The organism is Kitasatospora sp. NPDC057692 (assembly GCF_042799475.1).
In the GTDB taxonomy this organism is placed as follows: domain Bacteria; phylum Actinomycetota; class Actinomycetes; order Streptomycetales; family Streptomycetaceae; genus Kitasatospora.
The window spans coordinates 1-19965 of sequence record NZ_JBHVIV010000096.1 but is presented as its reverse complement, the minus strand read 5'-3'; the positions used below and the strand labels follow the sequence as shown (position 1 = coordinate 19965).

Below are 19965 nucleotides of genomic sequence, written 5' to 3'. Positions count from 1 at the left end.
GGCGCAGCTCAGGGCAGCATCAGCACCGGCTTCACCACCTCCCCCGACTCCGCCGCCGCGGCCGCCTCCTCGACCGCCGCGAACGGGAAGGTCCGCACCAGCCGGTCCACCGGCAGCCGTCCCGCCCGGAACAGGTCCACCAGCACCGGCAGGAACCGCTCCGGCACGCTCGCCCCCTGGTTCACCCCGACGATCCGGGGCGCCCGGGCGAGCAGCCCGGGGACGTCCAGGCCCACCTCGCTGCCGGCCGGCGGCGCGCCCACCACCCCGCAGGTCCCGCCGACGGCCAGCGCCTCGACCGCCTGCCGCAGCGCGCGCACGCTGCCGCTGGTCTCCAGCGCGTGCTGCGCGCCGCGCCCGCCGGTGAGCTCGCGGACCGCCGCCACCGGGTCCCCGGCGGCCGCGTCCACGACGTCGGTGGCCCCGAGCTCCCGCGCCAGGGCGAGCCGGTCCGGGCGCAGGTCGACGGCGACGATCCGCACCACCGGTGTCGACCGGGCCGCCAGGACGGCGGCCAGCCCCACCGCGCCCGCGCCGAACACGGCCAGCGTGTCGCCGGGTTCGGGGCGCAGCACGTTGAACACCGCGCCCGCCCCGGTCTGCACGCCGCAGCCGAGCGGCGCCAGCACCTCGAACGGCACAGGCGGGCCGGTGACGGGCACGGCGTTGCGCTCGTCGGCCAGCGCGTAGCCGGCGAACGAGGACTGCCCGAAGAAGTGGCCGTGCAGCGCGGCGCCGCGGTGGCGGCCCGTCCCGTGCACGGTGGCGCTGCCGTCCAGCCGGAAGCCGCCGAACAGGTTGAGCGCGGCCCAGTGGTCGCAGCGCACCGGCAGGCCGGCCCGGCAGGGCGGGCAGGCGCCGCAGGAGTCGAAGGTCAGCACGACACGGTCGCCGGGCCGCACCCGGGTGACGGCCCGGCCGACCGCCTCGACGGTACCCGCGCCCTCGTGGCCGAGGACGGCGGGCAGCGGCGCGGGCGTGCGGCCGGCCCGCACGCTCAGGTCGGTGTGGCAGATCCCGACGGCGCGGATCCGCACCAGCACCTCGTCCGCGCGCGGTCCGTCCAGCCGGACGGTCTCCGGGCGGAACGGGCCGCCGGTCTCCCGCACCACGGCGGCGGTGGTCTCGATCACGACGGGTCCGTCCCGTCCGGCCGCGCGACGGCGATGTCCCACGGCGCCCGGGGCGTGAACAGCCGGTCGGGGGTGGACCGTTCGTAGGGCATCCCGGGCGGCATCGCGAGCACCTCCAGCTGGAGGCCCCAGGGCGTGCGGAAGTACACCCAGCGGTCGCCGTCGATCGGCCCGCCGTCGGCGACGGTCTGCGGTTCGCCCAGCACCTCGACGCCCGGCTGCTCCCGCAGGTAGGCGACGGCGCGGTCCACGTCGTCGACCGCGATCGCGAGGTGGTGTCCGCCCCAGTCGCTGTTGGCGGGCTGCTCGCGGCGCTGGTCCGGGGCGGTGTACTGGAACAGCTCCAGATTGCCGACCGGGCCGAGGCGCAGCATCGCGATGTGCGCCACCGCCGAGCGGTGGACGCCGAGTTGGCGGGTCATCCAGTCGCCGTCCCCGGGGGGTGCGGCGACCGGCCCGAGGCGGTAGAGCAGGCGCGCGCCGAGCACGTCGGTGAAGAACGCCACCGCCTGGTCGAGGTCGGGGACGGTGTAGGCGACGTGGTGCACGGCGCGTGCGCCGGGGATGCCGGTCATGGGGCACTCCTTCCGGGGGCCTCGGCGGGGAAGGGCCGCTCGTGGGCGGCGTCGCGCTGGTTGGCGACCGCGCTCATCAGGCTCAGGCCGCCGTCCACGGTGAGCGAGACCCCGGTGGTGTAGGCGGCGTCCGGGCCGGTCAGGTGGACGATGGCCGCGGCGACCTCCGCCGCCCGGCCCGGGCGGCCCACCGGGATGGCGGGCCGGGTGTGGCCGCTGAGGTCGCGGTCGTCGAGGACGCCGTTCATCCGGGTGGCGGTCTCGCCGGGGCTGACCGCGTTCACGGTGATCCCGTACGGCGCGAGCTCCAGGGCCATCACCCTGGTGAGGGCGCCGAGCGCGCCCTTGGCGGCGCAGTAGGCGGCGCCGCCCGGGATCGGGGTGAACTCGTGGACGGAGGTGACGTTGACGATCCGCCCGCCGCGGCCCTGGCCGACCATCCGACTGGCGGCCGCCCGGGCGCAGGCGAAGGGTCCGGTGAGGTCCACCGCGAGGATCCGCCGCCAGTCGTCCAGGGTCTCCTCCAGGACGGGGGAACGGCGGTTGATCCCGGCGGAGTTGACCAGGACGTCGATGCCGCCGAGCTGGTCGGCCGCGCCGAGCACGGCCTGCGCCGCGCCCTCGGGGTCGGCGAGGTCGAGCGGCAGCAGCACGGTCCGCGCGCCGGCCAGCTCGGCCTGTGCGGCCGTGCGGCGGGCGGCGTCGCGGTCGGTGCGGTAGCCGATCGCCACGGTGTGCCCGGCCCGGGCGAGGGCGATCGCGGTGGCGCGGCCGATGCCGGAGCTGGCTCCGGTGACGACGGCCACCGAGGGCGGCGCGGCCGGGCCGCCGCCCTCGGGGTGCCGGTGGTGCGGTCCGGGGATGCTCATCGACGCGCCTCCGGCACGGCGGCGGGGCGGACCTGGTAGCCGGCCCGGGCGAGGCTCGGCGCGCCCAGGTAGCCGTAGAGGGCGGCGGTCGGGCCGGCCGGGCCGGTCCGGAAGCCGTGCCACTCGCCGGCCGGGACGAACACCAGGTCACCGGCGCGGACCGGCACCTCGGTGGCGTCCGTGAGGTGGGTGCCGCCGCCGGAGAGGACGAGGAAGAACTCGTCGGCGTGCGGGTGCCGGTGCAGGTCGTGGCTGCCGCCGACGCAGAACACCGAGGCGGCGACGGTGAGTCGGCGGGCGCCGACCGTCTCGTCGGTGGCGAGCCAGCGGACCGCCATGCCGGTCGAGCCGGCGATCGGGGCGGCCGGGTGGCCGGTGTCGGCGTCGGCGCCGACACCGCTGTCGCCGTCGCGCGCGGCGGGCACGGTCGGGGCGGGCGGCCCGGGGGCGGTCGGCTCAGGGGCGTACGGCCCGGGGGCAGGCGATTCGTGGGCTCCGCCGCGGGACCGGGCGCCGGGCCTCGGCGGTGCGAGCGGGACCGGCCAGAGGCGCTGCGCGGGCCGGTCGCCGGGCACCGCGAGGGGCCGGACGGTCAGCACGGCGGCGGGCGCGCCGGGCAGCGCGGTGAGTCCGCAGGAGCTTCCGGGCGGGTGGTAGAGGCCCTCGCCCGGGCCGAGCACGCGCCCGGCCGAGCGGATCCCGCCGGAGAGCACCAGCGTCACGGACTCGCCCACCCGGGAGGGGTGGTGCTCGACGCGGACGCCGGGCGGCAGGGTCTCGACGGTCAGCCCGCCGCGCGCGGACGGCAGGTGCTGCGGGTCGATCAGCCGCCGGAACGCGGGGGCCGTCCGGGGGACGGCGGCGGGTACGAGGATCACGTGGGATCTCCTTCGGTGACGGGGCCTGCGGGCCCCCCGGGCGTCGTGGGTCGAGGGATGGGCGGCGGGTCGGCGGCGCGGCCGAAGTCGAGGAGCACCTTGGGCGGACCGCTGCGGCCGCCCGCCAGCAGCCGGAACGCCTCCGGCCCGGCGGACGGCGGCAGCACGGCGGCGATCAGCGGCTCGGCCGCCAGGACGCCGTCCCGGAACAGCCGCAGGGTGCGGTCGTAGTGGTCCAGGCCGTGCCGGACGCCGATCACCTCCAGCCCGCGCAGGGCGAGTTGGCCCGGGGTGAAGTCCGGGCACGGGCTGCCGGCCACGCCGATCACGGCGAGCCGGCCGCCCGGTTCGAGCAGGTCGAGGCCGAGCGTGAACGTCTCCGCCACGCCCGCCGCCTCGACCGCGAGCGAGTAGCGGGCGATTCCGGCGGCGCGCGCCTGCGCGGGGCTCAGGGCGCGGCGCGCGCCGCAGCGCAGCGCGAGCCGCCGCCCGGCCGGGTCGATGCCCACCGCGTCCACCGACTCGCCCAGGCGGGCGGCGAGTTGGACGGCGAGCAGGCCGATCGTTCCGGTGCCGAGGACGACCACCCGGTCGCCCAGCCGGCAGCGGGACTGTTCCAGGCCGGCCACCACGGTGACCGCCGGCTCGGTCAACACGGCCTCCCGGTCCGGAACTTGTCCGGGAATCCGGGACAGCGAGCGCTCCGGCAGCAGCACGTACTCGGCGGCGGCGCCCGGGCGGCCGTAGAGGCCGACCTCGGTGAGGCGTTCGCAGAGCGGGCGGTGGCCGCGCCGGCACATCCGGCAGAGGCCGCAGTGCACCATGGTGTGCCCGACCACCCGGTCGCCGGGCGCGAACCCGGTGACGTCGCGGCCGACTTCGGCGACCGTTCCGCACCATTCGTGTCCCGGGACGAGCGGGAAGCGGGCCCGCCCGTCGCGCAGGTAGGAGGCGGAGCCGTGGAGGAGTTCGAGGTCGGTGCCGCAGAGGCCGACCAGGGAGGTGCGCACGGCGACCTCGTCCGGTCCGGGCGGCGCCGGTCGCGGCACCCGGGCGAGGGCGACCCGGTGCGGCGCCTCGATCCGCAGCGCCGCCATCGTGGCGGGGGCCGCCGCGTCTCGGGCCCCCGCCGACGCGGTGGCGGCGGGGGCCTCGGCGGGAGCGGCGGTCCCGGCGGCAGGGCCCGTCATGGCCGGCTCCGTCGTTCGGCGCGCCGCCGGGCCAGGGAGCGCCGGGTCGCGGTGGTGCGGCGGGGCGCGGCCAGGGCCAGGCAGAGCACCTCGGCCCCGAGCGGGCCCGCCTCCAGGAGCAGCGTGCGGCCCCGGGTCGCCAGCAGCAGGTCGCCGTCGACGGCCAGGTGGTCCGGCTCGTCGTGGCTCTGGCCGACGAGCAGGGAGCCGCGCGCGACGAACAGGACGGTCTCGCCCTCGGGCTGCCCCGGCAGCGCGTGGTGGGCGCCGGGGCTGAGCCGCAGGTGGTCGAAGCTGTCGCAGGCGCTGGTGAGCATGGAGCGGCGTGCCAGGCAGCGCAGGCGCACCCGCTCGCCGTTCGGGCCGAGGATGACGGCGGCCGAGGCCGTCGCGGTGGTGACGATCACCGTGGCTCGCCTCCCTTCGGACTCGGAGGGGTTTCGGGGTGGTCCGGGTGGTCGGGGTCCGAACGCTCGGTCTCCGCGCGTTCGACGGCGGGCCGCTCGGCGGTGGGCCGTTCAACAGGCCGCTCGGCGGTGGGCCGTTCAACGGGCCGTTCGGCGGTGGGCCGCTCGACGGGCTGTCCCGCGGTCGGCCGCTCGGTGGTCGGCCGTTCCGCCGCCGGGTGGGCCATGGCCCGGCCCGGGTGGCCGGCGACGGCGAGCACCGCGTGGAAGAACTCCAGACCGGCGGTGCCGGCCGTGAGCACGGTGCGCGAGCCGAGCGGCAGGGTCACGGCGGTCCCCTCGACCAGCGGGATCCGGGAGTCGTCGGCCGTCGACGCGTCGTCGTCGGCCTCGGCCTCGGCCTCGCTCCCGGTCCCGGTCCCGGGCGCCGTGGCGGTGCCCGAGCCCGCCGTGATGTACAGGGCGCGTTCGACGGCCTCGGCGGTGATCTCGACGCTGCGGCCCGGGTCCAGCCACTGGAGTCCGACGGCGCGCAGCGGTCCGGTCAGCACCCGGCTGGGGTCGACGGCGCCGCGCCGGCGAAGGTCGGTGATGACGGTGCCCGACATGACGGGAACTCCTTCTGGTGTCCTGCGGTCCCTACTGGGCCGCCTCTGTCCTCCACGGTGTGGCGCCTGCCGTCCCGGTCGCACGGGAACCCCGTCCCGTCCTACTCCCGGCCTGCGCCCGACCCGCTCCCGGCCCGATCCCGAGCCCCGCCCGGGCCCGGCCCGGGGGCCGGGACCGGACGGGCGCCGACGGGTTCGCAGACGGCGGGCTCGCAGACGGCGGGCTCGGGTCCGACGGGCTCGGCCCCTACCGGCTCGGCCCCGGCGGTCCGGCTGCGCGGGACGCCCGCCCCTGGGCGGTCCGCCAGGCCCGCCACGGCGGCCCCCAGCACCGCGCCGTCCACCGGGGTCAGCAGCCGGCCGCCGGCACAGTACGGGCGGCCGAGCTCGGCCAGGAGCAGCAGCCCGGGCCGGGTCGCGGCGACGAGCGCGGCGGTCAGCCGGTCGGTGTCCACCCCGGCGGGCAGGACGGTCGCCGAGCCGTTGCGGGCCAGCAGCTCCCGGTGGGCCCAGCCGGTGGCGCCGGCCGCCAGGCCGAGCCGGGCCGCCGCCCGGGCGGCGAGCAGCAGGCCCAACGCCCCGGCGTCGCCGGGCGCCAGGGCGGGACCGGCGACGGCACGCACCGCCTCGGCGAGGCTCCGGCCGTAGCCGAGGGCCAGCGCGGGTCCGGTCTCGCCGGGGTCGAAGCAGACCAGGGCGGACCGCGCGTCGGCGCACAGGGCGAGCAGCGCCGCGAGGGTCGGCGCGTCGTACCGGGCCTCGGGGCGGAGGAGGGCGGCGAGCATCGGGTACTGGGCCGGGCAGACGGCGAGCACGTGGCGGACGACGGCGACCATCCCGGCCCGGGTGCGCCCGGCGGGGCGGGCGGCGAGCAGGTCGGCCCGGACCCAGGCCAGCGCGGCCGTGACGGGGTGGTGCACGGCCTGCGCGGGACCGCAGGCGGCGGCCAGGTCCGTGGGCACCCGGACGTCGGCCGGGATTCCGCAGGCGTGTTCGCCGCCGACGGCGACGACCACGGTGCCGGCGGTCGGGCCGGGGTCCGGGAGCGGACCGTCGCGCAGGTCGTGCACGGTGGTGGGCGCCCGGCCGGCGGCGAGCGCGCGGACCCGGGCGAGCGGGCCGGGCGGCGCCGTGCCATCGGTCACCACGAGGAACCGGGCGGCCGCGAACTCGCCGAGCCGCGACCCGAACTCGGACCACGACGGCTCGCCGCCGCGCACCGCGAGGGAGACGTGGGCGGCACCGGCCTGGATCCGCCGGTCGAGCCGGACACTTCGACGCATGGCGGCCTCCTCCCGTCCGAACTCAGGCCCCCACGCTGCGCCGCCCGCCGCCCCGCCCGCCTGAGCCGCCGGCCCCGACCGCGCCCCGCACCCCCGGCCAGGACGGCCCCGGCCCCACCCGTGACGGCCCCGGGACCGTCCCGGCCGACGCGGGACGGCCCCGGGACCGCGGCCGGAGCGGCTCCGGCGGCCGACCCGCTACCGCCGCGGTCCCCCGACCGGCGTCGCGCTCCTCGCGGCCTCGGGCCGGCGTTCCGGCAGCGCGGCGCTCACCTCGTCCGGCAGCACGGTCAGGCAGAGGAGTTCCGCGCCGAGCGGGCCGCCGTGCAGGTGCACGGACTCGCCGCGCGGGGCGAGCAGCAGGGTGCCGCGGTCGAGCAGGCGCAGCGGATGGTCCGGGCAGTCGAGCAGGAGGACGGGGCCGCGCAGCACGTACCAGGCTGCCTCGGTGGCGTCGCGGCCGGCGAGGTCGTAGCAGGCGCCGGGGCCGAGGTTGACGTGTTCGAAGGCCTCGCACTCGCTGTGCAGCATGCCCTGGCGGGCGAGGCAGCGGGTGCGGATCCGCTGGGCGCCGGGGCCGAGGAGCAGGCGGGGCGCGGCGGTCCGGGTGACGATCATCGCGGCCCACCGCCCCACGGCTCCCCGCCCCGCGAATCCGCTCCCCGCGACTCCCCACCCCTCGGCTCCCCGCCCCGTGCCACGAGTTCGGCGTGCAGGTAGGCGAGGCCGCCGGGGCCCGCCGTCAGATCGACCGCGGTTCCGAGCGGCAGGGTGAGCGCCGTCCCGGGGCGCAGCGGCACCCGGACGCCCCCGGCGCCCGCCCGGCCGTGGCCGCCGAGGACGAAGGCGGTGTGCTCGACGCCGTCGGCGAGCAGGAACTCACGCTCCCCGGTGGCCAGTTCGACGTGCCTCAGCAGGCGCAGCGGTCCGCCGATGACGGCGGAGGGGTCGAGCGGTCCGGCGCGCCGCAGGTCGCGGACCACGGTGCTGCCGACCGGGCCCGGGGGCTCCTGGCCGGCGGGCAGTTCGATGACCAGCCACTCCAGCGGCCCGGTCCCGGTGTTGCGCAGGCCGTGCCGGGTGCCGACGGCCGTCAGCACGGCGTCGCCCGCCCGGACGGCGTGGGGGCGGCCGTCGAGGGTGACCTCGCCCGCCCCGGCGAGCAGTACGTACACCTCGCGGGTGCGGGTGTGGAGGTGCTCACCGCTGGTCCCGCCCGCCGGGATGCGCGCCCATTCGACGGCCTCCCAGTCCCCGGCGAGTCCCGCGCGGCGGGCGAGGCAGGTCCACTGGGTGACACCGGCCGCGCCGTGCACGCCGTGGACGTCGGCCGGGACGGTGGTGTCGGCGATCACGACGGCGCTACGCACGCGTCCCACTCCCCCGCAGCGCTCCCTCGGCCCCGCCGGCCCCACTGGTCTCACTAGCCCCACTTGCCCTACCGGCCCCGCCGGCCTCGGCGGCCGACCAGGTGCGCAGCCGCCCGGCCGCGTCGGCGAGTTCGGCCGCGTCGAGGTCGTCGACGAAGACGCCCGCGCCGATGCCGGAGGGCAGCGGCAGCCGCTGCCGCCCGTCGCGGTGGCGGACGGTGTCGGCGAGCGCCTCGGCGAGCGTGGCGGGCTCCACCAGCGGGTGCCAGACGGGCAGTTCGAGCCGCCGCATCAGCCGCAGGACGCGTTCGGCCTGTCCGGCGTCGAGCAGGCCGCGGCGCCGGGCGACGACGGTGGTGAGCGCCATGTCGACGCAGACCGCCTCGCCGTGCAGCAGTTCGGGCAGCGCGCGCATCTCGACCGTCGGGCTGAACGAGTGTCCGTAGTCCATGAGGCGTTCCAGGCGGTGCTCCCAGAGGTTGGGCTGGAGCTCCTGGAGCATGCCGTGGACGGCGCGGCCGAGCACGGCGGCGCCGGCGCCCGGGGACTGGAAGCGGGTGTCGAGCAGGCCGCGGCCGTGCCGTTCGAGCAGGCCGAACAGGGTCTCGTCCTTGATCAGCGCGACCTTGAGGATCTCGGCGAGCCCGTTGCCGATGTGGCGCCGGTCCAGGGTGGCGAGGAAGGCCGGGTCGAGCAGGGTGTCGACGGCGGGGTGGTAGGTGCCCAGGCGGTTCTTGTGGCGGCCGTGGTTGACGCCGGTCTTGGCACCGACGCCCGCGTCGACGAGGCCGATCAGCGTGGTCGGGACCCGTACGAAGGGCGTGGAGCGGCGGTAGAGGCTGCAGGCGAGGCCGACCACGTCGGTGAGCACGCCGCCGCCGATCGCGATCACCGGTTCGCCGCGGCGGGAGATCCCGAAGGCGTCCATCCGGTCGGCGACCTGGAACACCGCGTCCATGGTCTTCACCTGTTCGTGGGCGAGCAGGACGTGCGTCTCGTACTCGACGCCCTGGGCGGCCAGGTAGCGCCGCAGGCGGTGGCCGTGCAGTTCGTGGACGCGGGCGTCGACGACGACGAGCCGGCGCCCGGGCGGGCCGCCGGCCCTGGCGAGCGCCGGGTTGCCCGGGTCCAGCACGCCGGGGGTGAAGCGGACCCGGTAGCTGACGGGCAGGGCGGTGGCGACCGTCCAGCCGGTGGCGGGACCGCCGTTCGCCGGGTCGCCGGTGGCGTGCAGGCCGTGGCCGCCGCCGTGCGCGGCGGACGCGTCGGCGGTGCCGCCGTGTGCGACGGACACGTCAGCGGCGCCGGAGGGGGCGGCGGACGCACCGGGGGCGCCGGACCCGTCCGGGGCGGCGGGACGGCGCTGCGGGTGGGGGATGGACACGGATCGGCTCCTTCGGCGGGACGGCGGGTCGAACGGCCCGGTGGGTGAGGGAGGGCCCACCGGGCCGGTGTGCACCACGCTGGACCGCCCGCCGTCCCGGACGCACGGGCGGCCGGCCCCATCCGCGTCCCGGCCCCGCCCGGGACGCCCCGGGCCGCCGGGTTCACGGCGGCGTACCGGCCGGGGCCGGAGGAAGTCCGCGCACCGCCCCGGCGACGTACGGTGGAACGGGAGGCCGAGACCATGCACGCCACCGGTACCCACTTCACCGACCGCACCGACGCGGGCCGCCGGCTGGCCGCCCTGCTGGGCCGCTGGCGCGGCCCCGGCACCGTGGTGGTGGCCCTGCCGCGCGGCGGCGTCCCGGTGGCCGCCGAGGTCGCCGACGCGCTGGACGCGCCGCTGGACATCTGTGTGATCCGCAAGCTGGGCGTGCCGTACCAGCCGGAGCTGGGCATGGGGGCGATCGGCGAGGACGGGGTGCGGGTGATCAACGACCAGGTGCTGCGGCCCGCCGGGGTCACCCCGGAGCAGCTGGCCGCCGTGGAGGCGCGCGAGCGGGTCGAGTTGGAGCGCCGGGCGCGGCGCTACCGGGGCGGCCGTCCGCCGGTCGACCTGCGCGGGCGGACGGTGGTCGTGGTCGACGACGGCATCGCGACCGGTTCGACGGCCCGGGCCGCCTGTCTGATCGTGCGGGCGCGCGGGGCGGCGCGGGTGGTGCTCGCCGTGCCGGTGGCGCCGCCGGACTGGACGCAGCGGCTGGCCGGGGTCGCCGACGAGCTGGTCTGCGTCGGTACGCCGTCGCCGTTCTTCGCGATCGGCGAGTTCTACGCGGACTTCGCGCAGACCGAGGACGCCGAGGTGCTGCGCCACCTCGCCGCGGCCCGCGCCGACGTCGCGGCCGCTCCGGCCCCCGACAGCGGGCAGGAGGCGTCCGACCACGAGCTGACGCTCCCGGCCGCCGGCGCCCGGCTGACCGGCCGGCTGACCGTCCCCGCCGGCGCCCGCGGCATCGTGGTGTTCGCGCACGGCAGCGGCAGCGGCCGGCACAGCCCGCGCAACCGCCACGTGGCCGCCCACCTGAACCGCGGCGGGCTGGCCACCTTCCTGTTCGACCTGCTCACCGAGGACGAGGAGGAGGACCGGCGCAACGTCTTCGACGTCGACCTGCTGGGCGCCCGGCTGACCGACGTGGCCCGCGCGCTGCCCGCCGAGCAGGCCCGCGAGGGCGGCGGCCCGTTCCTGCCGCTGGGCCTGTTCGGCGCCAGCACCGGGGCCGCCGCCGCGCTGTGGACGGCCGCCCGGCTGGGCCACGGCGTGGGCGCGGTGGTCTCCCGGGGCGGGCGGCCCGACCTCGCCGGGGAGGACGCGCTGAGCGCCGTGCTCGCGCCGACGCTGCTGATCGTCGGCGGCCGGGACGAGGCGGTGATCGAGCTGAACCGGCGGGCGCGCGAGCGGCTGCGCTGCGACAGTGAGCTGGCGGTGGTCCCGCACGCCGGTCACCTGTTCGAGGAGCCCGGCACGCTGGACCGGGTCGCCGAGCTGGCCCGCGACTGGTTCGGCGGCCACCTCGTCCCCTGCGGGCCCCCGGCGTGAGCCGGCCGGCACCCTGCGCCTACCCCCGCCCCCACCCTCGCCCTGACCGCCGTCCCGACCAGCGCCCCGACCAGCGCCCTGACCAGCGCCCTGACCAGCGCACACGTCCGATCGGGCCCGATACGCAGAACTCGTGAAACACCCTGGATCGACCGAGCATTCTGCACAGCCCGACCAGCGATTTCCTGATCACCTTGTACACATTGAACAGTGAAAATCCGATCTGTTGCCCAACCCGCCCGACTGGAGCAAGCTCTGCGCTCAGCCGCCCGCATCCCCCTCGCCCCACCCCCCGCGGAGCGGCCGCCTCAAGCGGATGCCTCAATGCCGAGGCCTCAATGTGGAGGAACGACCGATGACCCCGCAGTCCCACGCCCTTGAGCTGACCCCCGAGGAGCGCGAGGCCGGTCTCGACGCCGAGCAGCTGCGCCGCCTCGTCGGCCTCGTCGAGCACGACCCCGCCAGCGACCCGTTCCCGGTCACCGCGCAGGACGCCGTCGTGTTCGTGGTCGGCAACGCCACCCAGACGGCCCAGTTCTACCAGGCCGTCTTCGGCATGGAGCTGGTCGCCTACTCCGGGCCGGAGACCGGCCGCCGCGACCGCAAGGCCTTCGTCCTGCGCTCCGGCTCCTGCCGCTTCGTGATCAAGGGCGGCGTCTCCCCCGACAGCCCGCTGCTGGACCACCACCGCCGCCACGGCGACGGCGTCGTCGACCTGGCCCTGGAGGTCCCGGACGTCGACAAGTGCATCGCGCACGCCCGCGCCCAGGGCGCCACCGTCCTGGAGGAGCCGAACGACGTCTCCGACGAGAACGGCACCGTGCGCCGCGCCGCGATCGCCACCTACGGCGAGACCCGCCACACCCTGGTCGACCGCTCCCGCTACACCGGCCCGTACCTGCCCGGCTACATCGCCGCCCAGAGCAAGGTGCAGCACCCGGAGGGCTCCCCGCGCCGCCTGTTCCAGGCCCTGGACCACGCGGTCGGCAACGTCGAGCTCGGCAAGATGGACGAGTGGGTCACCTTCTACAACAAGGTCATGGGCTTCGTGAACATGGCCGAGTTCGTGGGCGACGACATCGCCACCGACTACTCCGCGCTGATGTCCAAGGTCGTCGCCAGCGGCAACCACCGGGTGAAGTTCCCGCTCAACGAGCCGGCCGTCGCCAAGAAGCGCTCGCAGATCGACGAGTACCTGGAGTTCTACACCGGCGCGGGCTGCCAGCACATGGCGCTGGCCACCAACGACATCCTCACCACCGTCGACGTGCTGCGCTCGCGCGGCGTCGAGTTCCTGAACACCCCCGACTCGTACTACGACGACCCCGCCCTGCGCGAGCGCATCGGCAAGGTCCGGGTGCCGATCGAGGAGCTGAAGAGCCGCGGCATCCTGGTCGACCGCGACGAGGACGGCTACCTGCTGCAGATCTTCACCAAGCCGATCGGCGACCGCCCGACCGTCTTCTACGAGTTCATCGAGCGGCATGGTTCGCTGGGCTTCGGGAAGGGCAACTTCAAGGCGCTCTTCCAGGCCATCGAGCGCGAGCAGGAGCGCCGCGGCAACCTCTGACGCGGACCGCCCCGGAGGCCGGCGGGCCTCCGGGGCCGACCGCCTCCGGGGCCGACCCGCCCCGGGGCGCGCAGCCACCGCTGAAGCCGTAGGAAGCTCTGGGCCACAGGAAGGCCCGGGAGGAGCAGGGACGATGGCGTACTACCGGCAGCTGGGCAGCATCCCGCCCAAGCGGCACACCCAGCACCGCACGCCCGAGGGCGGGCTGTACTACGAGGAGTTGATGGGCGAGGAGGGGTTCTCCTCGGACTCCTCGCTGCTCTACCACCGGGGCATCCCCTCGGCCGTCGTGAACGCCGTGCCGTGGGAGCTGCCCGACCAGTCGACGGTGCCCAACCACCCCCTGCTCCCCCGCCACCTCAAGCTGCACGAGCTGTTCGCCGGCCAGGAGTGGAAGTCCGCGGACGTCGTCGCCGGGCGCCGGCTCGTCCTCGGCAACGGCGACGTGCGGATCTCCTACGTCGCCGCCGGGGCGCCGAGCGAGCTCTACCGCAACGGGCTCGGCGACGAGTGCGTGTACGTGGAGTCCGGCTCCGGCACCCTGGAGACGGTCTTCGGCACGCTGGAGGTCGGCCAGGGCGACTACGTGATCATCCCCCGGGCGACCACCCACCGCTGGGTGCCGGCCGGCGACGAGCCGCTGCGCGCCTACTGCATCGAGGCGAACAGCCACATCACCCCGGTCAAGCGCTACCTCTCCAAGTACGGCCAGCTGCTGGAGCACGCCCCGTACTGCGAGCGGGACCTGCGCGCGCCGTCCGGACCGCTGCTGGTCGAGAGCGGGGACGTCGACGTCCTGGTCAAGCACCGCGGCCCGAACGGGATCTCGGGCACCCGGTACACCGTGCCGCACCACCCGTTCGACGTGGTCGGCTGGGACGGCTGCCTGTACCCGTACGCGTTCAACATCCGGGACTTCGAGCCGATCACCGGACGGATCCACCAGCCGCCGCCGGCCCACCAGGTGTTCGAGGGCAACGGGTTCGTGATCTGCAACTTCGTTCCCCGCAAGGTGGACTACCACCCGCTGTCGATCCCGGTGCCGTACTACCACGCCAACGTGGACAGCGACGAGGTCATGTTCTACTGCGGCGGCGACTACGCGGCGCGCAAGGGCTCGGGCATCGGCCAGGGCTCGATCTCGCTGCACCCCGGCGGCCACACCCACGGCCCGCAGCCCGGCGCGTACGAGCGCTCCATCGGCGCGGACTTCTTCGACGAGCTCGCGGTGATGGTCGACACCTTCCGCCCGCTGGAGCTGGGCGAGGGCGGCCGCGCCTCGGAGGACTCCGGCTACGCCTGGACGTGGTCGGGGCGGGGGCCGCAGCAGTGAGCACCTCCCCCGCCCCCCTCGTCCCCCCGCTGTTCCAGGGGCTGTTCGACGACGCGGCGGTGTTCCCGCCCGGGAACCTGCCGGTCGCCGACGCGGTGCCCGCGCACCGCGCGCACCGCGCCGCCTGGTACGCCGACGCGGTCGGCCCGCTCCTCTGCGGAGCGGGCCGCCTCGACGAGCTGGCGGCCGCGGCGCGGCGCCCCGGGCCCTCCGCGGCCCAGGATCCCGCCCCCGCCCCCGCCTCCGTCCCCGTCCTCCGGGTCGGGCTGGTGCTGCCGGGGGGCAGCGCGGAGCTCGGCCCGGCCCTGTCCGCCGCCGCGCCCTTCGAGGTGGCTGGCGTCGAACTCGCCACCCGGGACGCCCGGGAGGCGGTCGCCGCACTCGACCTGCTGCTGCCGGCGGACGTGCCGGCCGCGGTCGAGGTGCCGCGCGAACTGCTGCGCGGCGACGGCCTGGACGAGGTGCTGGACGTGCTGCTCGACAGCCCCTACCGGGCCAAGTTCCGCACCGGCGGCGTGGTCGCCGGCGCCTTCCCGGACGAGCGGGAGCTGGCCGCCTTCCTCACCGGGTGCGCGCGGCGCGGCCTGCCGTACAAGTGCACGGCCGGCCTGCACAACGCCGTCCGGCACACCGACCCGGTGACCGGCTTCGAGCACCACGGCTTCCTGAACGTGCTGCTGGCCGCACAGGAGACCGATCCGGCCGCGGCCGCCGAGGTGCTCGCCGAGCGCTCCGGCGAAGTGCTCGCCAAGGCGGCCCGCACCCTGAGTGACCGTCAGGTCACGGTGATCCGCAACTCGTTCACCGCTTTCGGCACCTGTAGCATCGCCGAGCCCCTGGACGACCTGGCCGCCCTCGGCCTGCTGTCGCCCGACCCGACGCCCCAGGAGGACCGTTGACCACCCCCCGCAGCTGGTTCGACCCCGCGAACGACTCGCCCTTCGGCGTGCACAACCTGCCGTACGGCGTCTTCACGGCCGGCGACCGGCCGGGGCGGCGGCGGATCGGCGTGCGCGTCGGCGACTTCGTCCTGGACGCCGGCGCCGCCGCCCGCGCCGCCGGGGAACCGTCCGCGCTGCTCGACGCGGACTCGCTCAACCCCCTGCTCGCCGCGGGCCGCCCGGTGTGGACCGAGGTGCGCGCCGCGCTCACCCGCTGGCTGACCGAGGAGTCCCACCGGGACGCCCTCGCGCCGCTGCTGCTGCCGCTCGCCGAGGTGGAGCTGCACCTGCCGTTCGAGGTCGCCGACTACGTCGACTTCTACGCCTCCGAGCACCACGCCACCAACCTGGGCCGGATCCTCCGTCCCGGCTCCGAGCCGCTGACCCCCAACTGGAAGCACGTGCCGATCGGCTACCACGGCCGCTCCGGCACCGTGGTGGTCTCCGGCACCCCGGTGGTCCGCCCGCACGGCCAGCGCAAGGCCCCGACGGACGCCGTGCCGTCCTTCGGCCCGACCCGCCGGCTGGACATCGAGGCCGAGGTCGGCTTCGTCGTCGGCGCGCCCAGCACGATGGGCGAGCCCGTCGCCCTGGACCGCTTCCGCGAGCACGTCTTCGGCGTCTGCCTGGTCAACGACTGGTCCGCGCGCGACATCCAGGGCTGGGAGTACGTTCCGCTCGGCCCGTTCCTCGGCAAGTCCTTCGCCACCTCCGTCTCGCCGTGGATCGTGCCGCTGGACGCCCTGGAGCATGCCCGGATCGCCCCGCCGGCCCGCGACGTCGAGCCGCTCCCCTACCTCGACGACCGCGGCGGCGAGCCCTGGGGCCTGGACCTCGCCCTGGAGGTCCGCCTCAACGGCCACCCCGTCTCCCACCCGCCGTTCGCCTCGATGTACTGGACGGCCGCCCAGCAGCTCGCCCACATGACGGCCAACGGCGCCTCGCTGCGCACCGGCGACCTCTTCGCCTCCGGCACGATCAGCGGCCCCGAGCCCGAGACCCGCGGCGCGCTCATCGAGCTCACCTGGAACGGCGAGAACCCGCTCAAGCTCCCGGACGGCACCACCCGCGCCTTCCTGGAGAACGACGACGAGGTGGTCATCACCGCCACCGCCCCCGGCCCCGGGGGCACCGTCGTCGGCTTCGGCGAGGTCACCGGCCGCATCGTCCCGTGAGGACCCCCGCGGCTCCCTGAACCACCTTCCCCCGCCGGACGGAGGGCGGCCCCGGTCACCGACCGGAGCCGCCCTCCGTGCTTGCGGCCGGGCCGGGGCCCGAAGGTACGGTGACGACACGGATCTTGACGGCAGGGACCTCGACGGTTGGGAGTGGGGACGATGGGCGACGAGGTACGGGTGCGGCGGGACGGCCGGGTGGGGCGGATCGTGCTCGACCGGCCGCGGGCGCTCAACTCGCTGACGCACGGGATGGTCCTGGACGTCCGGGCGGCGCTGGAGGCGTGGGCCGGGGACGACGCGGTGCGGGTGGTCGTGCTGACCGGTGCCGGGGAGCGCGGGCTGTGCGCGGGCGGCGACATCCGGGCGTTCCACGACGACGCCAAGGCGGGCGGGGCCGGGACGCGCGCGTTCTTCCGCGACGAGTACCGGCTGAACGCGCTGATCGCCCGCTACCCGAAGCCGTACGTCGCGGTGATGGACGGCATCACCATGGGCGGCGGCGTCGGGGTCTCCGCCCACGGGTCGGTGCGGATCGTCACCGAGCGCTCGGTGGTGGCCATGCCGGAGACCCGGATCGGCCTGGTGCCGGACGTCGGCGGGACCTGGCTGCTGTCGCGCGCGCCCGGTGAGCTGGGCACCCACCTGGCGCTGACCGCCGCCTCGATGACCGCCGGGGACGCGCTGCTGTGCGGGTTCGCCGACCACTTCGTGCCGTCGGCGGCGCTGCCGGACCTGCTGGGGGAGCTGGCCGACGCGCCGGTGGAGCAGGTGCTCGCCCGGCACACGGCCCCGGCGCCGGCCGCCCCGCTCGCCGGGCAGCGGGCGTGGATCGACGCCTGCTACGCCGCCGGCAGCGTGGAGGAGATCGCGGCGCGGCTGACCGCCGGCGGCGTCCCGGAGGCCAAGCAGGCCGCCGAGGAGCTGGCCGAGCGGTCGCCGACGATGCTCAAGGTCACGCTCGCCGCCCTGCGGCGGGCCCGGGCGCACGGCTCGCTGGAGGAGAGCCTGACGCAGGAGTACCGGGTCTCCTGCGCGGCGCTGGCCCACCACGACCTGGTGGAGGGCATCCGCGCACAGGTGGTCGACAAGGACCGCAACCCCCGCTGGTCCCCGGCCACGCTCTCCGGGGTCGACGAGCGGGCCGTGTCCGCGTTCTTCGAACCGCCGGCCGACGGGGACTGGTCCGCCGTCTGACCTGCGAACGGGTGACGACCGTCTCGCGGACCGAGACTGGCGCGAGGCGGGCCGCTTCGGAGATCGTGGGGTCCGTCGGAGCGCACAACGGAATGGGAGTCAACGGCGATGACCGAGACCGAGACCTACGAGACGATCCTGGTGGACCGCAAGGGCCGGGTCGGCCTGATCACCCTCAACCGGCCGGAGGCGCTCAACGCGCTCAACACCCGGCTGATGAACGAGGTCGTGGCCGCGGCCACCGCGTTCGACCGGGACCCGGAGATCGGCTGTCTGGTGATCACCGGGTCGGCGAAGGCCTTCGCGGCGGGCGCCGACATCAAGGAGATGCAGGGCAACCGGTTCCCCGATGTCTACCTGGACGACTGGCTGGGCCCGTGGGACCGCCTGGGCGCGCTGCGCAAGCCGGTCGTCGCGGCGGTGGCCGGTTTCGCGCTCGGCGGCGGCTGCGAGCTGGCGATGCTCTGCGACATCCTGATCGCGGCCGACACCGCGAAGTTCGGCCAGCCGGAGATCAAGCTCGGTGTCATCCCGGGCATCGGCGGCTCCCAGCGGCTGACCCGGGCCGTCGGCAAGGCGAAGGCGATGGAGCTGTGCCTGACCGGCCGGATGATGGGCGCCGAGGAGGCCGAGCGGGCCGGCCTGGTCTCCCGGATCGTCCCCGCCGACGACCTGCTCGCCGAGGCCCTCGCCACCGCCGAGAAGGTCGCCGGGATGTCCACCCCGGCCGCGATCATGATGAAGGAGAGCGTCAACCGCGCCTTCGAGACCACCCTCGCCGAGGGCGTCCGCTTCGAGCGCCGCCTCTTCCACGCCGCCTTCGCCACGGAGGACCAGAAGGAGGGCATGGCCGCCTTCGCCGAGAAGCGCCCCCCGGTGTTCAAGCACCGCTGAGCCCGGACGCTGGAAGGCCCCTGCTGAGGGGGCCTTCCGGTATCTTTCACCGCTGCCTGCGAACGGGCGGCAGGCGTGTCCAGCCAGGCCCACTGCTCCCCCTCGACGACCGTCAACCCGAAGCGTGAAGGCCCCGGCCTGCTCTGCCGTTCCCACCAGCCGTAGGCCTCCTCCACCTCGTCCCAGAGCCGCCGCAAACCGTGCTGCCACACCGTGCCGTCGGGATCGACGGCCGCCCAGGAGCCGGCGTCGGTGGTCGCCACCCAGAGCCGGGCCGCGTCCTCCTCCCAGGCGGTCCACACGTTGCCGAGCCGCAGCCCGAGCGCGAACCGGGCCTCCCAGGCGTCGCCCGTCACCTGCGCCGGTGCCAATGCCGTTCGGCCCTTCTCCGGCACGTGATCGTCGCGGACGACGTCCCGGAAGATCCGCAGCTCCTGCCGCTGAGTGCGCATCAGCATGAACGCCGAGTGCGGACTGAAGCGGCCCTGCGCCCCGTGGAGTCCGACGGTGAGCCGGAGCAGTCCCCAGCAGATCATCGGGTTGTCCCACGGCGTGAGGACGGTGCCGCCGGGACGGGTCTGCTCGATCCACGCCCACGGCACGCGCCGGACCGCACAGGTCGAGACGACCCGGTCGTACGGCGCCCGACGGCCCCAGCCGTGGGCGCCGTCCCCGCAGACCACGTCCACGTCGAGGCCCGCGGCGTAGAGCGACGCCCGCGCCTGCCGGACGATGTCCGAGTCGATCTCGACCGAGACGACGTTCTCGGGGTTGAGGCGGTGCGCCAGCAACGCCGCGTTCCATCCGGTCCCGGTGCCGATCTCCAACACCCGCGCCCCCGGCCGGAGAGCGAGGTCGCACAGCATGCGGACGACGATCGAGGGAGCGGAGGCGGAGGAGGAGGGCCAGAGGTCGGACGAGGCCCGGCCGTCGTTGACCTGGGTGACGATCGGCACGTCGGCGTAGGCCGCCGCGAACCAACGGTCGTGATCCGTCTGAAGATCGACACGTTCATAGCCGCCGTCACTGTCCGCCAGCCAGATCCGCTCCGGCAGGAAGCGATGACGCGGTAGGGCGTGGATTGCGTCCCGCCACTCGCGGGGAACAGGGCCGCCAAGCGTTTGGCGGACGGCCCGGAGCAGGCCGCGCACAGCGGCCTGCTCCGGTTGATGCACGGAGTCCGTCACTTCTTGTCGTCGTCCTTCCGGTGCTTCGGGTCGGGCAACGGCCGCGCCCCGTCGGGCGACGGCTTGGCAGTGCCGGGGTCCTTCTTGCCCCCGTGCTTACCGTTGCCGTCCTTGTCGGTTCCCCAGGTCATGGGTCCTCCTTGTGTTGAGTTGGGCCTACCGGTCCGGCGGCCGGGGCGTGGGCGGGCTCACGGGCTTCGGTCGGGGCCGCTTCGGTTCGGATGTGGTCACAGCTGTCCTCCTCTCATTCGGACCGAGGGAGTGGTGACGGTGCAGGGGCCGCCGGGGGGCCGCGCCCCCGGCCGGGCGGCCGCGCGCGGGCAACCGGGCCGGGGGGTGAAAAAAACCCGAAACGGTCGACACCAGAAACAGAGA

Annotated in this window: 19 protein-coding genes and 1 pseudogene; 7 read left to right on the top strand and 13 right to left on the bottom strand. The window is 76.0% G+C overall.

All coding sequences use genetic code 11. The features are described from left to right. Window positions 1-8 precede the first annotated feature (8 nt). The 11 genes from ACFVFS_RS35050 to ACFVFS_RS35000 all read right to left on the bottom strand — a co-directional run bounded on the left by ACFVFS_RS35050 (window position 9) and on the right by ACFVFS_RS35000 (window position 9547). Window positions 9-1133: an NAD(P)-dependent alcohol dehydrogenase gene (locus ACFVFS_RS35050; protein ID WP_380628926.1), complete on the bottom strand. Its 1125-nt coding sequence runs from the start codon at window positions 1131-1133 to the stop codon at window positions 9-11. Further along, window positions 1130-1708: a VOC family protein gene (locus tag ACFVFS_RS35045; RefSeq protein WP_380628925.1), complete on the bottom strand. Its 579-nt coding sequence runs from the start codon at window positions 1706-1708 to the stop codon at window positions 1130-1132. Before ACFVFS_RS35045 ends, ACFVFS_RS35050 begins: the two co-directional genes overlap by 4 nt. Continuing rightward, window positions 1705-2577, bottom strand: coding sequence for an SDR family oxidoreductase (locus tag ACFVFS_RS35040; protein WP_380628924.1), 873 nt, complete (start codon window positions 2575-2577; stop codon window positions 1705-1707). Before ACFVFS_RS35040 ends, ACFVFS_RS35045 begins: the two co-directional genes overlap by 4 nt. Next, window positions 2574-3455 (bottom strand): cupin domain-containing protein, encoded by an 882-nt coding sequence (locus tag ACFVFS_RS35035; protein ID WP_380628923.1) that lies wholly within the window; start codon window positions 3453-3455, stop codon window positions 2574-2576. Before ACFVFS_RS35035 ends, ACFVFS_RS35040 begins: the two co-directional genes overlap by 4 nt. Next, complete coding sequence (locus ACFVFS_RS35030; RefSeq protein ID WP_380628922.1) at window positions 3452-4645, bottom strand: zinc-binding dehydrogenase; 1194 nt, start codon at window positions 4643-4645, stop codon at window positions 3452-3454. Before ACFVFS_RS35030 ends, ACFVFS_RS35035 begins: the two co-directional genes overlap by 4 nt. Continuing rightward, the gene (locus tag ACFVFS_RS35025) at window positions 4642-5052 is read right to left on the bottom strand and encodes a hypothetical protein (protein WP_380628921.1); all 411 of its coding nucleotides are present in this window, start codon (window positions 5050-5052) and stop codon (window positions 4642-4644) included. The genes ACFVFS_RS35030 and ACFVFS_RS35025 overlap by 4 nt, the downstream gene beginning before the upstream one ends. Continuing rightward, complete coding sequence (locus ACFVFS_RS35020; protein WP_380628920.1) at window positions 5049-5660, bottom strand: hypothetical protein; 612 nt, start codon at window positions 5658-5660, stop codon at window positions 5049-5051. The genes ACFVFS_RS35025 and ACFVFS_RS35020 overlap by 4 nt, the downstream gene beginning before the upstream one ends. A 101-nt stretch (window positions 5661-5761) precedes the next feature. Next, the gene (locus ACFVFS_RS35015; protein WP_380628919.1) at window positions 5762-6943 is read right to left on the bottom strand and encodes a hypothetical protein; all 1182 of its coding nucleotides are present in this window, start codon (window positions 6941-6943) and stop codon (window positions 5762-5764) included. Between the two features lie 198 nt (window positions 6944-7141). Beyond that, entirely contained in the window at window positions 7142-7561 is a 420-nt protein-coding gene (locus tag ACFVFS_RS35010) for a hypothetical protein (protein WP_380628918.1), read from the bottom strand. Beyond that, a complete protein-coding gene (locus ACFVFS_RS35005; protein ID WP_380628917.1) occupies window positions 7558-8313 on the bottom strand; it encodes a cupin domain-containing protein in 756 nt (251 codons plus the stop codon). The genes ACFVFS_RS35010 and ACFVFS_RS35005 overlap by 4 nt, the downstream gene beginning before the upstream one ends. Continuing rightward, the gene (locus tag ACFVFS_RS35000; protein ID WP_380628934.1) at window positions 8306-9547 is read right to left on the bottom strand and encodes a sedoheptulose 7-phosphate cyclase; all 1242 of its coding nucleotides are present in this window, start codon (window positions 9545-9547) and stop codon (window positions 8306-8308) included. Before ACFVFS_RS35000 ends, ACFVFS_RS35005 begins: the two co-directional genes overlap by 8 nt. A gap of 393 nt (window positions 9548-9940) precedes the next feature. Between ACFVFS_RS35000 and ACFVFS_RS34995 the strand changes: the two genes are divergently transcribed. The 7 genes from ACFVFS_RS34995 (at window position 9941) to ACFVFS_RS34965 (ending at window position 18403) form a co-directional block, all read left to right on the top strand. Further along, complete coding sequence (locus ACFVFS_RS34995) at window positions 9941-11293, top strand: phosphoribosyltransferase family protein (RefSeq protein ID WP_380628916.1); 1353 nt, start codon at window positions 9941-9943, stop codon at window positions 11291-11293. Between the two features lie 355 nt (window positions 11294-11648). Then, window positions 11649-12863 (top strand): 4-hydroxyphenylpyruvate dioxygenase, encoded by a 1215-nt coding sequence (gene hppD, locus ACFVFS_RS34990; protein WP_380628915.1) that lies wholly within the window; start codon window positions 11649-11651, stop codon window positions 12861-12863. A gap of 133 nt (window positions 12864-12996) precedes the next feature. Beyond that, complete coding sequence (locus ACFVFS_RS34985; RefSeq protein ID WP_380628914.1) at window positions 12997-14196, top strand: homogentisate 1,2-dioxygenase; 1200 nt, start codon at window positions 12997-12999, stop codon at window positions 14194-14196. Next, window positions 14193-15095, top strand: a complete 903-nt coding sequence (locus tag ACFVFS_RS34980) for a hypothetical protein (protein WP_380628913.1) — start codon at window positions 14193-14195, stop codon at window positions 15093-15095. The genes ACFVFS_RS34985 and ACFVFS_RS34980 overlap by 4 nt, the downstream gene beginning before the upstream one ends. Further along, window positions 15092-16312 (top strand): fumarylacetoacetase, encoded by a 1221-nt coding sequence (gene fahA / locus ACFVFS_RS34975; RefSeq protein ID WP_380628912.1) that lies wholly within the window; start codon window positions 15092-15094, stop codon window positions 16310-16312. The genes ACFVFS_RS34980 and fahA overlap by 4 nt, the downstream gene beginning before the upstream one ends. A 162-nt stretch (window positions 16313-16474) precedes the next feature. Next, window positions 16475-17509 carry an enoyl-CoA hydratase/isomerase family protein gene (locus ACFVFS_RS34970; protein ID WP_380628911.1) on the top strand — a complete coding sequence of 345 codons (1035 nt, stop codon included), beginning with the start codon at window positions 16475-16477 and terminating at the stop codon, window positions 17507-17509. 108 nt (window positions 17510-17617) lie between these two features. After that, on the top strand, window positions 17618-18403 hold the full coding sequence (locus ACFVFS_RS34965; protein WP_380628910.1) for an enoyl-CoA hydratase: 786 nt from the start codon (window positions 17618-17620) through the stop codon (window positions 18401-18403). A 602-nt stretch (window positions 18404-19005) separates the two neighbouring features. Here the strand turns inward: ACFVFS_RS34965 and ACFVFS_RS34960 are convergent. Both ACFVFS_RS34960 and ACFVFS_RS34955 read right to left on the bottom strand, forming a co-directional pair. After that, a pseudogene (locus ACFVFS_RS34960) lies at window positions 19006-19359 on the bottom strand (methyltransferase domain-containing protein); the annotation flags it as partial. 227 nt (window positions 19360-19586) lie between these two features. Then, window positions 19587-19721 carry a hypothetical protein gene (locus tag ACFVFS_RS34955; protein WP_380628909.1) on the bottom strand — a complete coding sequence of 45 codons (135 nt, stop codon included), beginning with the start codon at window positions 19719-19721 and terminating at the stop codon, window positions 19587-19589. Window positions 19722-19965: the final 244 nt, after the last annotated feature.

What these genes read in the sequence shown, in the direction of transcription:
- ACFVFS_RS35045 (WP_380628925.1), bottom strand. Translation starts at nt 1,708, where the DNA reads ATGACCGGCATCCCCGGCGCACGCGCCGTGCACCACGTCGCCTACACC.
- ACFVFS_RS35040 (WP_380628924.1), bottom strand. Translation starts at nt 2,577, where the DNA reads ATGAGCATCCCCGGACCGCACCACCGGCACCCCGAGGGCGGCGGCCCG.
- ACFVFS_RS35030 (WP_380628922.1), bottom strand. Translation starts at nt 4,645, where the DNA reads ATGACGGGCCCTGCCGCCGGGACCGCCGCTCCCGCCGAGGCCCCCGCC.
- ACFVFS_RS35020 (WP_380628920.1), bottom strand. Translation starts at nt 5,660, where the DNA reads ATGTCGGGCACCGTCATCACCGACCTTCGCCGGCGCGGCGCCGTCGAC.
- ACFVFS_RS35015 (WP_380628919.1), bottom strand. Translation starts at nt 6,943, where the DNA reads ATGCGTCGAAGTGTCCGGCTCGACCGGCGGATCCAGGCCGGTGCCGCC.
- ACFVFS_RS35010 (WP_380628918.1), bottom strand. Translation starts at nt 7,561, where the DNA reads ATGATCGTCACCCGGACCGCCGCGCCCCGCCTGCTCCTCGGCCCCGGC.
- ACFVFS_RS34995 (WP_380628916.1), top strand. Translation starts at nt 9,941, where the DNA reads ATGCACGCCACCGGTACCCACTTCACCGACCGCACCGACGCGGGCCGC.
- hppD (WP_380628915.1), top strand. Translation starts at nt 11,649, where the DNA reads ATGACCCCGCAGTCCCACGCCCTTGAGCTGACCCCCGAGGAGCGCGAG.
- ACFVFS_RS34985 (WP_380628914.1), top strand. Translation starts at nt 12,997, where the DNA reads ATGGCGTACTACCGGCAGCTGGGCAGCATCCCGCCCAAGCGGCACACC.
- ACFVFS_RS34970 (WP_380628911.1), top strand. Translation starts at nt 16,475, where the DNA reads ATGGGCGACGAGGTACGGGTGCGGCGGGACGGCCGGGTGGGGCGGATC.
- ACFVFS_RS34965 (WP_380628910.1), top strand. Translation starts at nt 17,618, where the DNA reads ATGACCGAGACCGAGACCTACGAGACGATCCTGGTGGACCGCAAGGGC.
- ACFVFS_RS34955 (WP_380628909.1), bottom strand. Translation starts at nt 19,721, where the DNA reads ATGACCTGGGGAACCGACAAGGACGGCAACGGTAAGCACGGGGGCAAG.